At 55.4% G+C, this 15,527-nt stretch carries 14 protein-coding genes; 6 read left to right on the top strand and 8 right to left on the bottom strand.

Going from position 1 to position 15,527, the window contains the following annotated elements; all coding sequences use genetic code 11:
* Positions 1 to 162: 162 nt before the first annotated feature.
* Genes VH413_10685 through VH413_10670 form a run of 4 tightly spaced genes read right to left on the bottom strand, consistent with a single transcriptional unit; the run spans position 163 to position 3,602 of the window.
* Positions 163 to 684, bottom strand: coding sequence for an NUDIX domain-containing protein (locus tag VH413_10685; protein HEX3799156.1), 522 nt, complete (start codon positions 682 to 684; stop codon positions 163 to 165).
* Complete coding sequence (rsmA, locus tag VH413_10680; protein HEX3799155.1) at positions 681 to 1,508, bottom strand: 16S rRNA (adenine(1518)-N(6)/adenine(1519)-N(6))-dimethyltransferase RsmA; 828 nt, start codon at positions 1,506 to 1,508, stop codon at positions 681 to 683. Before rsmA ends, VH413_10685 begins: the two co-directional genes overlap by 4 nt.
* A 40-nt stretch (positions 1,509 to 1,548) precedes the next feature.
* Complete coding sequence (locus tag VH413_10675; protein ID HEX3799154.1) at positions 1,549 to 2,868, bottom strand: aspartate aminotransferase family protein; 1,320 nt, start codon at positions 2,866 to 2,868, stop codon at positions 1,549 to 1,551.
* Complete coding sequence (locus VH413_10670) at positions 2,868 to 3,602, bottom strand: radical SAM protein (GenBank protein HEX3799153.1); 735 nt, start codon at positions 3,600 to 3,602, stop codon at positions 2,868 to 2,870. The genes VH413_10675 and VH413_10670 overlap by 1 nt, the downstream gene beginning before the upstream one ends.
* A 230-nt stretch (positions 3,603 to 3,832) precedes the next feature.
* Between VH413_10670 and VH413_10665 the strand changes: the two genes are divergently transcribed.
* Complete coding sequence (locus VH413_10665; protein ID HEX3799152.1) at positions 3,833 to 5,089, top strand: Glu/Leu/Phe/Val dehydrogenase; 1,257 nt, start codon at positions 3,833 to 3,835, stop codon at positions 5,087 to 5,089.
* A gap of 51 nt (positions 5,090 to 5,140) precedes the next feature.
* On the opposite strand, the gene VH413_10660 is transcribed toward VH413_10665, so the two are convergent.
* Positions 5,141 to 6,022, bottom strand: a complete 882-nt coding sequence (locus VH413_10660) for a menaquinone biosynthesis protein (protein HEX3799151.1) — start codon at positions 6,020 to 6,022, stop codon at positions 5,141 to 5,143.
* Positions 6,022 to 7,191, bottom strand: a complete 1,170-nt coding sequence (gene mqnE / locus VH413_10655) for an aminofutalosine synthase MqnE (protein ID HEX3799150.1) — start codon at positions 7,189 to 7,191, stop codon at positions 6,022 to 6,024. The genes VH413_10660 and mqnE overlap by 1 nt, the downstream gene beginning before the upstream one ends.
* Before the next feature lie 258 nt (positions 7,192 to 7,449).
* Here mqnE and VH413_10650 point away from each other — a divergent pair, with 258 nt between their 5' ends.
* Both VH413_10650 and VH413_10645 read left to right on the top strand, forming a co-directional pair.
* Positions 7,450 to 8,109, top strand: a complete 660-nt coding sequence (locus VH413_10650) for a hypothetical protein (protein HEX3799149.1) — start codon at positions 7,450 to 7,452, stop codon at positions 8,107 to 8,109.
* Positions 8,110 to 8,123: 14 nt separating this feature from the next.
* Positions 8,124 to 8,867: a hypothetical protein gene (locus VH413_10645; protein ID HEX3799148.1), complete on the top strand. Its 744-nt coding sequence runs from the start codon at positions 8,124 to 8,126 to the stop codon at positions 8,865 to 8,867.
* A gap of 348 nt (positions 8,868 to 9,215) precedes the next feature.
* On the opposite strand, the gene VH413_10640 is transcribed toward VH413_10645, so the two are convergent.
* The gene (locus tag VH413_10640) at positions 9,216 to 10,022 is read right to left on the bottom strand and encodes a type II secretion system protein (protein ID HEX3799147.1); all 807 of its coding nucleotides are present in this window, start codon (positions 10,020 to 10,022) and stop codon (positions 9,216 to 9,218) included.
* A 327-nt stretch (positions 10,023 to 10,349) separates the two neighbouring features.
* On the opposite strand from VH413_10640, the gene VH413_10635 reads away from it, so the two are divergent.
* The 3 genes from VH413_10635 to VH413_10625 all read left to right on the top strand — a co-directional run bounded on the left by VH413_10635 (position 10,350) and on the right by VH413_10625 (position 13,560).
* Entirely contained in the window at positions 10,350 to 11,873 is a 1,524-nt protein-coding gene (locus VH413_10635; protein HEX3799146.1) for a UbiD family decarboxylase, read from the top strand.
* On the top strand, positions 11,873 to 12,466 hold the full coding sequence (locus VH413_10630) for a metal-dependent hydrolase (GenBank protein HEX3799145.1): 594 nt from the start codon (positions 11,873 to 11,875) through the stop codon (positions 12,464 to 12,466). Before VH413_10635 ends, VH413_10630 begins: the two co-directional genes overlap by 1 nt.
* Positions 12,467 to 12,570: 104 nt before the next feature.
* On the top strand, positions 12,571 to 13,560 hold the full coding sequence (locus tag VH413_10625) for a glycosyltransferase family 9 protein (protein ID HEX3799144.1): 990 nt from the start codon (positions 12,571 to 12,573) through the stop codon (positions 13,558 to 13,560).
* A gap of 129 nt (positions 13,561 to 13,689) precedes the next feature.
* On the opposite strand, the gene VH413_10620 is transcribed toward VH413_10625, so the two are convergent.
* Complete coding sequence (locus VH413_10620) at positions 13,690 to 15,465, bottom strand: phosphoenolpyruvate carboxykinase (GTP) (protein HEX3799143.1); 1,776 nt, start codon at positions 15,463 to 15,465, stop codon at positions 13,690 to 13,692.
* Between the last annotated feature and the right edge of the window lie 62 nt (positions 15,466 to 15,527).

Here is a 15,527-nt window from a genome sequence, read left to right as displayed (position 1 = left end):
GAATAGGAACTTTGGGCGTTTTTTTGAATAATAAGCCTCCTAAAAGGCCGAAATAACTGGCACTATCTTTCATAACACACTCCTGATGGTTGGTTTTTTTCGAGGGCTCTAATCTATACTGCGTGTTATATAGAAAAGCAAGAAAAAGGTTCTACGCAGCTATTAGAATTGTCCCTTAGTCCATTCCATCCAGATTCTTCTAAATGCCTGTGCGAAATCATCGGGCCGTTCCATCATCCATCGGGTGATTTCGACAGACGCAAACCAATCACCTTTTTCGATTTCTGCGGGATGCAACACGAACGGGCCTTCGGATTGCATGGTGTAAACCCAGACAAATTCCTGGCCGGTGTCGTCACAGGCTTCGAGGCGCAATAATTTTTGGGGAATCTCGTTCACGGCGAGCCCGATCTCTTCCTGCAATTCCCGCATGGCGCAAGCGTCGTAATCTTCGCCCTGGTCCAGATGCCCGGAGCAGGATGAATCCCACGTCCCGGGATAAGTATCTTTTTTCATCGAGCGTTTCTGCAAAAATAATTCCCCGCGCTGATTGAAGACCAGCACATGGACGGCGCGATGTTTCAAGCCTAGCCGATGCACCTCGCCGCGGGTGCGTTGGCCGACGACCTCATCGCAGTCGTTCACGATGTCAAAAATTTCGTCCGGCCGTTGCGCTTCGTTCATGGGGTTTCCAAAATTTTGACGAGTTCAACGAATTGCTCCAGCGTCACTCGTTCCGCGCGGATTTGCGGCGACAATTTTAATTGTTCAAAAACCGCCGCCAGCTTTTCCGCCGGCCATTCCTGTTTCAAAAGTTTCAACATCATTTTTCGGCGTTGCGAAAAACCGAGTTTTACCAGCCGATCGAATTTTGCGTTGAGCGCGTATGGCAAGAGCGGCTGCGCGCGCCGTTCGAGCGCCACGCAGGCGGAATCCACGTCGGGCGCAGGAAAAAAACATTCCGCCGGGATCTTGAAACTCGCCACCGGTTCGTAGCGCAGTTGCAGCAGCAGCGAAAGGACACCGTAATCATCCTCGCCCGCTTTGGCCATCACGCGATTTCCCACTTCGAGTTGCAGCGTGGCCACCATGCGGCTGGGGCAATCGTGCGCTTGCGCGAGTTCCACGAGAATCGGCGAGGCCACGGAGTACGGCAAATTGGCGACCAGTTTCCAGTCGCGCCAATCGCGTTTTTCGCGGCGTATCCATTCCAGGGCATCGTCGTGGCGCACGAAGAAATTTTTCGATGCCGCAAATTTTTCGCGCACGAATTCAAACAGCCGTTGATCCTTTTCGATCGCCAGAACTTCGCCCGCTTGCGCAACCAGTAATTCGGTCAACGGTCCGAGCCCCGGACCCACTTCGAACACGCGGTCCGCAGGTTTTAATTCCGCGACCTCGGCTATGCGGCGCAACTGATTGCCATCGTGCAAAAAATTCTGGCCGAGCGATTTCGTGAGTTGAATCTGGCCGGACGCCAAAATCTGCCGCATCTCGGTAAGCTTCATCGCGGTTCTCCGTAAATTTTATGGCGTGGCGCGCGCAGGTTCATTCGCGATTCAACACTTTCTGCAATTCACGCACCGCCACGGTCAATTCCTGCCGCGTGATGGTCAGCGGCGGCGTGAAGCTGAGCACGTTTCCGTGCGCGCCTTCCGGCAGCATGACGTAACCGCGATGCAACATTTCCTTCATCACATGCAGCGCCGCAATCGTGGCAGGCACGCGGCCGCGCAAACATAATTCGACGCCCGCAAATAATCCTTTGCCGCGAATGGAAATATCAAACTGCGGATTGGAAATATGTTTTCGCAATTCGCGCAGGAGATGTTCGCCCAACAGCGCACTGCGTTGCGGCAGCCGCGCGCGGCGGATTTCCGCGATCTGCGCCAGCGCCATCGCGCAGCCCACGGGATGCCCAAGGAACGTGCTCGTGTGGAGCGCTTCGCCACTCGACACCGGCCACGCGGCATCCATCAAATCGACGCGCCCAACGCAGGCCGACAGGGGAAAACCGCCGGTCAACGCTTTGCCCACGCAAATCAAGTCCGGCACGGTCCCGCTGTGTTCGCAGGCGAACCATTTTCCCGTGCGCCCAAAGCCGGTATAAATTTCGTCCACGATGAGCAGCGCGCCAAATTCATCGCACAACTTTCGCAGCATCGGCAAAAATGCCGGAGGCGGAATATGGATTCCACCGCGCGCCTGCATCGGTTCAACCAGCACCGCACCGATTTCTTTGTAGTGCAACAAATCGCGAATCTCCGCCGCCGCGCGGCGCAGTTGAATCAGCGTGGTTGGGAATCCAACGAACTCCGCGAAGCCGCCGAGTTGCGCACGAAATGGGCTGCGAAAATAATCGCGATGTGTGACGTTCAATGCGCCGTAACCCAGTCCGTGATACGCGCCCTCGAACGCGATGATTCCAGGTTTGCTCGTAGCGAGCACCGCTGTTTTCAGTGCGGCTTCCACCGCTTCAAACCCGGAATTGCAAAAAATCGTTTTGCCCGCCAAGGGATGCGCGCGCGCGCCGCCGAATTTCTCCGCCGGCCAGCGCTCGAAGGTGATGCGGCTGAGTTCGCGCGCGAGTTGGGCCTTCAGGCGATGCGGATGAACGTCGCCCATCGCGTGCAATAATTTTCCCATCTGCTTTTGCCCGGCACGGACGACGCGCGTATTCGCGTGTCCCGCCGCGGCCACGCCAAACGCCGCGGTGAGATCGAGATATTTGCGGCCTTCGATGTCCCAGACATGCGTGCCACGGGCGCGTTCCCACACGATGGGCCATGAGCCGTCCGCCTCCATGAAGGTGACATTTCGCGATTCGTATTCGCGCAGTTGTTGAAGCGTATTTGTGGTTCGGGTCACTAGACGCCTCGTTCTTCGGCAGGCCAAATGATTTTATGCAACTGCGCCTGAAAACGCACGGGCAGCGCATCCGCGATGATGCGTTCGGCCAATTCCAAACGCGTGATGGGTGTCTGGCCCGGCGGCACGAGCTTCAGCGATTTATCCTGCTGCTCGGGTGCGAGCGGCTGCACCCACGACATCAGCAATGGACAAATTTCCGCCAATTTAAATTTTGAAATCTGCTCTTTCGCCCACTCGTAATCCTGCGCGGAACCGATGACAAATTTGATTTCATCGGTGGTCTTGAGTTCGCGAATATTTTCCCAGCGATTGCGCGCGACCTCGCCGCTGCTGGGACATTTCAAGTCCATAATGCGGCGCACGCGCGCGTCCACTTTGGAAATATCATGCGCGCCGCTGGTTTCGAGCAGCACGGTAAAACCATCGTCGCACAAGGCGCGCATGAGCGGGAGCGCATTGGGTTGGAGCAAGGGCTCGCCGCCGGTGAGTTCAACCAGCGGCATTTTATGTTCGCCGACATGGTTCAAATAAGCGGCGGCTTGTTGGCGAATTTCGGTGAGGATTTCCGCGAGCGGTTCGCGTTTCCCTTCGGTGAACGCATAGGCCGTGTCGCAATAGGAGCAACGCAGGTTGCACGCGGTGAGCCGCACAAAAATGCACGGGAGGCCCGCAAAGGTGCTTTCACCTTGCAGGCTCAAATAAACTTCGTTGACGACCAGACTCTCTGACACTCCTCCAATCTAATCGTTTAACCGGGATTAGTGAATAGCGAATTCCTTCGTGCGGACCGCGGGTCTATGACCCGCAGCAATGTCCGATAAAGATTGCCGCTCAAGGCTGAGCCGAAAGCGGTTTGACCGTATGCACCTTGCTGCGGGTCATAGACCCACGATCCATTAGGAATCACAACACCCATCACTTCCTTATTCACTAATGCGGGTTCGTGCGCTAACTTTCGTACATGCAAATCTACGACAACCCCACCTTTCGGATGGCCTGTCAGCAGTTCGATTCTGTCGCCGACCGTTTGCAAATTCCCGATGACGAGCGTGCGCGGCTGAAATTTCCCAAGCGTTCCCTTACCGTCGCGCTGCCGATTCATCGTGACGATGGCTCGACCGAAGTTTTCTGCGGTTATCGCGTGCAACATCATCTCACGCTCGGCCCAACCAAAGGTGGTTTGCGCTATCATCAAGACGTCACGCTGGGCGAAGTCGCCGCGCTGGCGATGTGGATGAGTTGGAAATGCGCGCTCACCGGCTTGCCTTACGGCGGCGCGAAAGGCGGCATCGCTTGTGACCCGCGCAAACTTTCATTGACGGAACTCGAACGGCTTACGCGCCGTTACACGCAGGAAATGATTCCGTTCATCGGGCCGCAAATGGACGTGATGGCGCCGGACGTCGGCACGAATGAACAAATCATGGCGTGGATCATGGACACATATTCGGTTCACACCGGCTACACGGTTCCGAGCATTGTCACCGGCAAACCGGTTTTGCTCGGCGGCTCGCTCGGACGCCGCGAAGCGACGGGCCGTGGCGTGGCCTATTTGATCAATCGCGCTGCCGATACGCTCGGCCTTGATTCCACTAAAGCGACTGCGGTCGTGCAAGGCTTCGGCAATGTCGGTTCTGTCGCCGCGCTTTCGCTGGCGAAATACGGCGTGAAGGTGATCGCTATAAGCGATGTCGCTGGCGGGCTTTACAATGCGAAGGGCATTGACCTTTGGAAGCTCGAACAATTTGTCACAGAACAAAAAACGGTCGTGGGTTTTCCCGGAGCCGAACCGATTTCAAATGAACAACTGTTGTTGACGCCGTGCGATATTTTGGTGCCCGCCGCGTTGGAGCGCCAGATCACCGAAAAGAATGCCGGTAAAATTCAGTGCCGCATTCTCGCTGAGGCTGCTAACGGGCCCACAACGCCGGAGGCTGATGCCATTCTCGATCAGCGTCCGGAGATTTTCCTGATCCCGGATATTTTGTGCAACGCGGGCGGCGTGGTGGTTTCGTATTTCGAATGGGTCCAGGATTTGCAGAGTTTTTTCTGGAATGAAACGGAAGTGACGGACAAACTTTTCCGCATCCTCGAAGGGGCTTTCAACCAAACGCTGAACCTGAGCCGCAAACAAAAAATTTCCATGCGCCAGGCGGCGTTGAGTCTCGGCGTGACGCGCGTGCGTGAAGCAAAGAAAATGCGGGGGCTGTTTCCGTAGGGAAAACTTGTTAGCCACGGATGGAACACGGGCTGAACACTGATTAAAAAATCAGACGACGAATTTTGGTTCGTAAACGGGGCCGAGGTTGTGTTTGCGGAGGAGTTCGATGAATTTTGCGATTCCGCGTTTTTCGTCGTGGCCCAGGAAATAGTGGATGTGCCAGCCGAGGTAATCTTTGCGCAGTTCGTAATCGTATTCGGTGCGGGTGCGGATGATGCTGTCGAGGGTGTCCAATCCGAAGTCGCGGGCTTCGCGCAACTGCTGTCGCAAAGCTCGATTTTCCACGCCGCGCCGCAAGGCCCACACGGCATAGACAAACGGCAGGCGCGTTAATTCGAGCCACGCGGCGCCGAGATCAAAAATTTCGTGCGGGTGCGGCGCGCGCAGGAAATCCAAAGCGGCATCGCCGATGAGCAAAACGAAATCGTGTTCCGTAGCGGAGGCGTAGTCGGGCAGCGGTTTGAATTCGGGTTTCAAGCCGCGTTCGACAAGGAGGACGCGCAGGAGATTTACGCTCGTCAGGGAGGCAGTGTCGCAAAAAATTTCGCGTGCTTCGACCAGCGGACGGCGGTGGGCGAGGAAAACGCTTTTGACTTCGCCAAGGGAGGCGATGGCCATGCCGTCGAGCACGTCGTAACGATCATGGAACAAAACTTCGGTGATGCTGACGAGGCCGGCATCGAGTTCGTCGCGCTGCAACATTTCAGCGAGTTTGGCGGGCGTGGCGAGAATGATTTCATCCTCGAGCCCGCGCACGAGCGGGGCGGCATTTAGGAAGCGCACGGAGCCGACGCGGAAGGGCGCGAGGGATTGTTCGAGACGGCCTTCGCGCTGCAATTCGACGGCGCGGTGCTCGCGTTCGGCGCGGTGGGCGAGTTGCTCCGGCGTTTCCGGCGGCGCCATGCGGAGCTTGGGAAGATCGTCGCTCATCAAGCCGTCGCGAGGTTGGAATCGAGAGTTTTCGAGCGGCCGGCTTCGGCGTTGCCCGCATCGGCCGGAGTTGAGTCCCAGGTTTTGATGGGCTCGTAAAAGGTGTTGCGCTGAACGGGAGTGCGGACGGCTTCGCGGATGGCTTTGACGAGGGCGGCTTCGGTTTGCTGTTGCGGCGAGGTCGCGCCGGCCATGTGAAAAATATGTTCCTCGATGATGGTTCCGTGCAGGTCATCGGCGCCGTAACTTAATGCGACTTGCGCGAGCTTGAGGCCCATGCCGACCCAATAGGCGGTGAGATGATCGAAGTTATCAAGGTAGATGCGGCTGATAGCGAGCGTGCGCAAGGTGTCAAAACCCGTCGGGGGCGTGGTGACAGGAATGTCGTTGTCCTCGGGCTGATACGGCAGCGGGACGAAGGCGACGAAGCCGCGGGTCTCGTCCTGCAACGCGCGCAGTTGCCGCAGATGATCCACGCGGTCGGCGAGCGATTCGATGTGACCGAAGAGCATGGTGCAGGTGCTTCGCCCGCCCATCTGGTGCCAGGTCCGATGGACATCGAGATATTCCTCGCCGGATTCCTTGCCTTTGGCGATGGCGGAGCGGACTTCCTTGCGAAAAATTTCCGCGCCGCCGCCGGTGAGGGAATCGAGACCGGCGGCTTTCAATTCGGCGAGGGTGTCGGGGACGGATTTTTTGGCGAGCCACGCGAGGTGCAAAATTTCGATGGCGGTAAAACATTTTAATTGCAGCCGCGCGTCGAGCGCGTGCAACGTCCGCAACATGCCGGTGTAATAATCAAACGGCAGCGAGGGATGCAACCCGCCGACGATGTGCAATTCGGTGATGCCGATGGCGAGGGCTTCGCGGGCTTTCACGACCATTTCTTCGATGGAAAGTTGGAAGCCATCGGCATCGCGTTTCTTTTTTGCGAAGGAGCAGAATTGGCAACTGAGGATGCAGTAGTTGGAATAATTGAGGTAGCGATTGATGATGTAGCTGGCGCGATTGCCGACTTTGCGGGCGCGGACGAGGTCGGCGATGGCGCCGATGGCGTTCAGGTCTTTGCTCTCGAAAAGACGGAGGGCGTCGGCCTCGGAAATGCGTTCACCGGCGGCGACTTTTTCGTGGAGGTCGCGGAGGTCATTGTGTTGCGCTAAAGAATTCATATCGCGCAGGGAATATAACAGGCGGGGGCGGGAATGATAAATGTTATTATGCGGAGGTTGGTATGCGCCTTGAATTCATACTGTCATTAAGAGGCTTGCGTGTTTTTTTGCTTAATGCTAACCTTTGCCCCGACCATAAGAAACCTTGCAAGCCAGGTGAAACTTTTTTCCCTGAGTTTTGTTTGTAGCTTATGCAATTTGAAAATGAGGAATGGACCCGTTAAAAGAGGATCGGCGTTTACGCTGGTCGAGCTTTTGGTGACTATAGCCATTATCGCCATTCTGGCGGGCTTGTTGCTGGGGGTAATCGCCAGAGGAAAAGCTCGCGGACGCGAAATGGTTTGCCTGAATAATACCCGGCAACTGGGGATTGCGTTCGGACTTTACCATCAGGATTATGCCGATACGTTTCCAGCTTCAGGCTCGAAGAACGCATACGGGCCGCAGCCGGAAGATTGGATTTATTGGCAGCACGGGCGGGACATCAACAAAAGTTCCATCGTGCCTTTTGTCTCACAGTTTAACGCCAAGCTTTTCACCTGCCCGGGAGACAGCGAGGCGCTCAGGCTTCAACCGTTGGGAATCGTGCCCGGCGATCCTTTCCGCTACAGCTATTCTCTGACGAGCTATTCGCTTACGGGAGAAATCAATCGAGGAATGGCAACGCTCATTACGAAGGAACGAAAAGTTTATCCTTTCAAGGCGGCGGACATCAAACAGCCGTCTCAAAAAATAATGCTCGTGGAGGAAGACCGGAACACCATTGATGATCCCCGATGGGTTCCGATGGGACTCAAGACGAACCTGATCACCGCACGGCATTCGGGAAAGGGATTTGTGGCGTTTGCGGATGACCATATTGAAAAGGTCACGCCGGCATTTGGGTTGGCGCCGCAAAATAACGATCCGACATTTTAATCCATTAATTACGAATGAGTGATATTCCTAAAAACAAAAGCGAAAAGAACACGTTTCCAATCGGGATTGTTTTGGTGCTGGTTGTTTTCACCATAGCGGTTTTGTTTTTTGTCTCCAAAGCCATCTTCGGGCGGCATCAGTCCAGTGTTCCGATGACGAATATCACGCCGATTGATGGCGTGCCGGCTGCGTTCGTTCCGAAGGCTTTCATTGATCTGCACTCTTATTTCAACGGCAGCCTGAAAACAAACTGGATGAGCCACGCGGCGTACATGCAGGACAGAAATCTGGCGGACCTGCCGGCAGGGGTGAATGTATTCAACGGCTCGACATTTCGCGTGGATGGCCTGATTCAATTACAAGGCGCGGTGATGAAGCGCGAGCATCGCAAGTTTCCCGAACAGGTAACTGGAATCCCGGTGGGGTTGAAGTGTGCCGATCTTCACTTTATGCAGGGCACCGGATGGTCCATAACTGACGGAGCGCAGCTCGCGGCATATATGATTCATTTTGCCGACGGAACGCAGGTCGAGTTTCCGGTCTTGTATGGAACGGATGTTCGCGACTGGAATTATTATGCCGATGATAAGTATCAGGCGACCAATGCGGTTTGGAGTTCGCAACAGCATCCGGTTCATTTCCGGCTTTATGCCGCGACCTGGCACAATCCCAAGCCGGAGCTGGAGGTGAAATCTATTGACTTTGTTTCACTGGTGACGGGGTGCGCTCCATTCTGCCTGGCGATCACAGCCGAGTGACTCTCTAAAAATGCAGAATGCGCGGATCGGCTTGAAAACGTGAGTGGATTAGTGGTATCGCCGGTGATGCCATAAGTTTCTTTCGTTCCTGCCGTTGATGCGGTGCCGCAGTGCGTCGAAACGAGATTAATGATTCGTGTTTCCAGCATCCCTTCAGGATGCAAAAGGAAATGGTTCAGTGTTCCGGGGGTATTCGTCGCGCTGCGCGACCCTCGACTGCCCGGCTAATTTCCGTCAACCCTTCGGTTACGAGCAACTGGGATACGCTCTCTACATCTTTGACCAATCTGCGTACAACAAAAAAGGCACCCTTGCGGGTGCCTTCGTGAATTGATTTAAGCGGTGTGCTTACGGGAACAGAATCGTGTTCGGTCCAGGCGTCGTGGTGGTATCACCAGTGTGACCCAAGGCCTGAATCAAAGCCGAGGAACTGAACTGTTGAACGCTGCCGTCAGCCAAGGCGACATTGCCGGCGTTTTGATGCATCTTGGCGCTCCAACCGAAGGTGGTAGTAGAGAGCAATCCCGTGCCAGCATTGGTGCCGAGGAATTTGACATAGCCACCAGCACTTGCGGTCGCGCCGTTAGCGTCCGAATAACCATAAGGTTGCGTGGTTACAGTTGTGGAGGAAGCCATATTCCGATCGCCTGCGAGGAACATTTGAGGCTGGGTTTCATCAGCATCTTTTCCGACGAAATAAGACGTGCCGAAATTCTTAACCGATGCATTGACCATATCCGAAGTGAAGTTCGTTCGCGCGAGACGTTCAGCATCAGCTGGGCAAACGATGACTTTGGGATTATTCAACTCATTAGACATGACAGCAAAGACTGTGTATTCCCCGGGGCAACCTGTACCGTCGGCCGTCCAAGCGTTCGCCTGCGTGTTCCAAGGAACAGCGGTATTGTTCACGCCTGGGTAAGTGGTATTTCCAGCATATTCTTGCGGATACTTGTCTCCGTTGTCACCTTCCCAGATGCGGAAGGCCAGCGCGACTTGTTTCAGATTGCTGGCGCAGTTGATACGGACGGCTTTCTGTTTGGCTTTGGCGAGAGCCGGCAAGAGCAGGCCCGCCAAAATGGCGATGATAGCAATAACGACTAACAACTCGATAAGAGTGAAAGCCCCGATTTTGAATTTCCGCATTTGTTTCATATAACTTTTTTGGTTCGTTGGGTAACAGTTCGCGAACTTTATTATAACCGCGCGCGGTGTCAACCTGATTTGAGAATTTTTTAAGCACTCCCAGTGCCATAGCGAAAATCCCTTATTTTTTGCAAGTTTAGTTGAGCCAGAAATACCCAGGCGCGAAATTTTCACGCGTTATGCGTGCAAATCCCGCACTTTCTTCACTCAGCAATGAGAAAAAATTCCGCGATTTCAGCGTCTTTTTTTCACGCACCCGTCGGGACGGGGCGAAACTGCGATAAAATTTTCCCCAGCGGTTGCATGCCCGTGTCGTTCTGATACCCTGACCTCGGCATGGCTTTTGATTCCTTCCAGGATTTCCTTAAGACGCTCGAACGCTCGGGCGAGTTGCGGCGCATCGCGTCGCCGGTGGCCACGGAACTGGAGATCACGGAAATCGCCGACCGCGAGATGAAAAAACCCGGTGGTGGCCAGGCATTGCTTTTTGAGAAGCCGACCGTCAACGGCCAAATCTCACCTTTTCCAGTCGCGATTAATACTTTGGGTTCAGAGCGGCGCATGGCGCAAAGCCTCGGGGTGAACTCGGTTGACGAACTGGCGGCCGAACTGGGTTCGTTGATGAAGGCCAAGCCACCGACCGGGGTCCGTGAAGCCATCAAACTGCTTGGCACGGCGCTGGAGTTACGCCACGCCCGCCCAAAAACGGTCAAGTCTGGGCCGTGCAAGGAGGTCATCCACCGCTTTGACTCTCCGCCAACGCGCACTGAGCCTTGGCCACCGGCGCCAGATATTAATGGGCCTCGTCGCGAGCCTTCGCCGATCGCCACCTTATTAGACTTGCCCATTCTTAAATGCTGGCCGCTGGATGCCGGGCGATTTATCACGCTGCCGTGCGTCGTGACCCGTGATCCCGACACCGGCGATCGCAACCTCGGCATGTATCGCATCCAAATCTACGATGCGCAGACCACGGGCATGCACTGGCAGTTGCAAAAGGTCGCCGCGCGCCATGGTCGCCGCTATTACGAAACGGGCCAGCGGATGCCAGTGGCGATTTTCCTCGGCGGCGACCCAGCCTTCACCTTTTGCGCCACCGCGCCGTTGCCCGATGGCCTCGATGAATTTTTACTTGCCGGTTATCTCCGCAAAAAGTCCATCGAACTCGTCAAGTGCGAGACCAGCGACCTCGAAGTGCCGGCGAACGCGGATTTCGTCATTGAAGGTTATCTCGACCCGCGCGAACCGTTGCGCATGGAAGGGCCGTTTGGCGATCACACGGGATATTATTCGCTCGCGGAACCATATCCGGTATTCCACGTTACGGCGGTGACGCATCGGCGCGATGCCGTCTATCCCGCGACCATTGTGGGCATCCCTCCAATGGAAGATTTCTACATCGGCACGGCGAGCATGCGCTTGTTCCTGCCGATCTTTAAGATGAATTTCCCCGAGATCGTGGATATTGCGCTGCCGGCGGAAGGCGTCTTCCACAACCTCGTGCTCGTGAGCATCAAGAAGACTTACCCCATGCAAGCCTACAAAATCATGCACGCGCTGTGGGGCATGGGCCAAATGATGTTCACCAAATATATCATCGTCGTGGATGCCGACGTGAACGTGCATAACACCAGCGAAGTCCTCTTCCGCTTGTGCGCGAATACCGACCCGCAACGCGACTCCATCTTCACCAAAGGTCCCGCCGATGTTCTCGACCACGCGACGAGCGAACTTGCCATCGGTTCCAAGCTCGGTTTCGACGCCACCAAAAAATTACCCGGTGAAGGTTTCAAACGCGAGTGGCCGCCGATCATTAAAATGGACGAGGCCGTGAAGAAAAAAGTTAGCGGCATTGGCTGATGTCTCCGCTCACGCATTTTCTCGCGAGCTGGATCATCGCCGCGAAGACGACCGATAACCCGCGTGATTGCCGTCTCGTCACGCTTGCGGGAATTCTGCCAGATGCCGACGGTCTCGGTCTCGTGGCCGACATGGTGAACAACCAAATCCATCACACCGATACCTATATATATTATCCTGAATATCATCACTGGCTGATGCACGGGGCGTTCGACGCGGTGCTGACGGCGGGTGTGCTGGCGTGTTTCGCGCGCAGGCGGATGCGTGTCGCGTTGTTGTGCCTCGTCACATTTCATCTGCATTTGCTGTGTGATCTCGTCGGCTCGCGCGGGCCATCTCCGGAAGATTTGTGGCCGATTTTTTATCTTGGCCCGTTTTCAAGAAATTGGATGTGGCTTTGGCACGGACAATGGGCTTTGTACGGATGGCAAAATCGTGTCATCGGTCTCGGATTATTTATGTGCGCGATGTGGATCGCCGTCGAACGCGAAGATACTTTTGTGGGAGTCATTAATCGGCACGCGGACAAGGTCTTCGTGAGTGTATTAAAAAAATGGCAGGGACGATTTGTCGGTCGGCTAAAGTCACCTTAATTGAGCGCACGGCCAGCATTGCGCTTCAATGTCGGCTTGCCTTTTTTCATAAAAGCGCGTTAACATAGCAGTCAACAAGCAGTCCTATCGGCAGCTTGCCGCTCATGATTCAGACCCGCGAACCGGATTATCCGACTTCGGCCGCCACCGGCCGTCTGATGATTCTTAACATTGGGCGCATCGGCGATACCATCCTCCGCAATTCCATTCTCGACTCGGCATTTCGCACGTTCGAAAAAGTGGATTACATCTGTGGACGCCACAATGCCGAACTCCTGCGCAGCGACAAGCGGCTCAACAGCGTCACCGTTTTTCGCAATTCACCAAAAGGTTTCGCGGCCCTCGTAAGCGCGGCGATGCGGCGACGTTACGATGGATTCATTGATCTCAAAAATCATCCCAGCTCGATCAGTTTGATTCTGGCAAAACTTTTTCGCAGTCGCGTCAAGACGGGCTGCAATCACGATCGTTTTCAACCTTTCGACCGCGACGTGCGCAGCGTCAGCACACCGGCCCTGCACATACTCGAAACGATGCGCCGCATCGGACGGCTGGCGGGATTGGCGCCCGGCGATTACAAACCCTCCATCGTTCTCCCGCCCGACGCAAGCAATTGGTTTCAACAAAATTATCCGGCGTTCAACCAGCCGTTTATTTTTCTCAACGTCTCCGCGACGAGTCCCGAACGCGTGTGGCCCATCGAAAATTGGGCGCGCTACGTGCGCGGCTGCGGGCTGGCGAACCAATCCATTTTGGTGAGCGGACTTCCGAAAGATCACGAAATGGTGAAGCGGCTCGTGCGCGAATTGCCGGGGACTGTGGCCTTTCAACCGAAAGGTTTCATGCACGTGGCGGCGGCGATCAAGGCGGCGCAACTGGTCCTGACAGTGGACACGGGCATCGTTCACGCGTGCAGCGCATTTGATAAACCGCTCGTCGCTTTTTATGTGAAGGACACGTCGCTGACCGCCTACGAATCACTTTCCACCTGGCGGCTCATCATTCGTCCGCAGACCGGGCGCATCGTTCCCGACATTGACCCGGCGCAAGCCATCGCTGAAACGCGCAATCGCGGATTGCCGCATCCGTTTTGATTTCAGTCACGGACCGCGGGTCTATGACCCGCAGCAATGTCCGATAAAGATTGCCGCATCAGGCTGATTCGAGAACGACTTGAGCGTATGCGCCTTGCTGCGGGTCATAGACCCGCGGTCCGCACGGAACTACAATCTTGAAACCAAAAGTTCGCGCTGGAAAATCATTTCTTTTGGCAGGTGCGAGTAGAGCTTCATAAAAAATTCGTCTTGTTGCAGTAACTCGCGGCGCCAGTCGTCGTAATTAATCGTCTGCGCCTGCTCGAGTCTTTCCGGCGTGTAACCGGGCAAACCATGAAGATCGAAATTTTGCGCTGAGGGAACCCAGCCCAGCGGCGTTTCGTTGGCATTCGCGCGACCGTGGCAACGGTCAATGATCCATTTCAGCACCCGCATGTTTTCACTGAAGCCCGGCCACATGAATTCACCCGCGGCATTTTTCCGAAACCAATTCACATGGAAAATGCGCGGCGGATGCTTCATGAATTTGCGCATTGAAATCCAGTGGCGGAAATAATCGCCCATATTGTAACCGCAAAATGGAAGCATCGCCATCGGGTCGTGGCGCACCTGCCCCACGCCGCCCGCCGCCGCCGCGGTCGTTTCCGAACCCATCGTCGCACCCACGTAAATTCCGTGGATCCAGTTGAACGTCTGGAACACCAGCGGGATTGTGTCCGCGCGGCGGCCGCCAAAAATAATCGCGCTGATCGGCACGCCGTTGGGATCGTTCGCCTCGGGCGCGAGCATGGGATTGTTCGCCATCGGCGCGGCGAAACGGCTGTTCGGGTGCGCCGCTTTTTCTTTCGATTCAGGTGTCCAACGATTGCCGCGCCAATCAAGACACTCGGCGGGCGGCGGACCGTCCTTGCCTTCCCACCACACATCAAGGTCGGGCGTAAGCGCGACGTTCGTATAAATCGTATCGCGTTGAATGCTGTTCATGGCATTCGGGTTCGTCTTGTAATTCGTTCCCGGAGCGACGCCAAAATATCCGGCTTCGGGATTGATCGCGTAGAGCTTGCCGTCCGCGCCGGGTTTCATCCACGCGATGTCGTCGCCAACGGTCCAGACTTTCCAGCCCTTGAAATGCGGTGGTGGAACCATCATGGCAAAATTCGTCTTGCCGCACGCGCTGGGAAAAGCGCCAGCGACAAAGGTTTTTTCGCCCGTGGGCGATTCCACGCCGAGGATCAGCATGTGCTCCGCCATCCAATTTTGTTTGCGCGCGAGATACGAACCAATGCGCAGCGCGAGGCATTTCTTCCCGAGCAAAACATTTCCGCCGTACGCCGAACCCACGGAGATGATCGTGTTGTCCTGCGGAAAATGGCAGATGTAACGGTTTGCCGGATTCACATCGAGCATGCAGTGAAGGCCGCGATTGAAATCCGCGCGTTCGCCGAGTTGGTCGTAAGCGATTTTTCCCATGCGCGTCATGATGCGCATGCTCAGCACAACGTAAATGGAATCGGTCAATTCCAATCCGACTTTCGCCAGCGGTGAACCGGGCGGGCCCATGAGATACGGCACAACATACATCGTGCGGCCTTTCATGCCGCCACGCGCTAGCTGCCGAAGCCGCGCATACATTTCGCCCGGCTCGGACCAGTTATTGGTTGGGCCCGCTTCGTCCTGCGTCTCGGTGCAGATGTAGGTGCATTGTTCGACGCGCGCGACGTCGTTCGGGTTGGAACGATGATAATAACAACCGGGAAGTTTCTCCTGATTCAATTTGATGAGAATGCCCTTCGCAACCGCTTCAGCCGTGAGAAATTCTTTTTCGGCAAGCGAGCCATCGCACCAAAAAATCTGGTCCGGTTCGCATAACTCGATTTGTTCCGCGACCCAGGCTAAGACCGCGGGATGAGTGGTATTGCACTGGCCAAAACTTTGCTGGCTCATAAATGGGATTGCTGTAGCGGCGGTCTATGATCGCCGGGATTGGCGGCAAGTTGGTTTTTACC

The organism is Verrucomicrobiia bacterium (assembly GCA_036268055.1).
Taxonomy (GTDB): Bacteria; Verrucomicrobiota; Verrucomicrobiia; order Limisphaerales; family Pedosphaeraceae; genus DATAUW01.
This window is presented reverse-complemented; position numbering and strand designations above follow the sequence as displayed.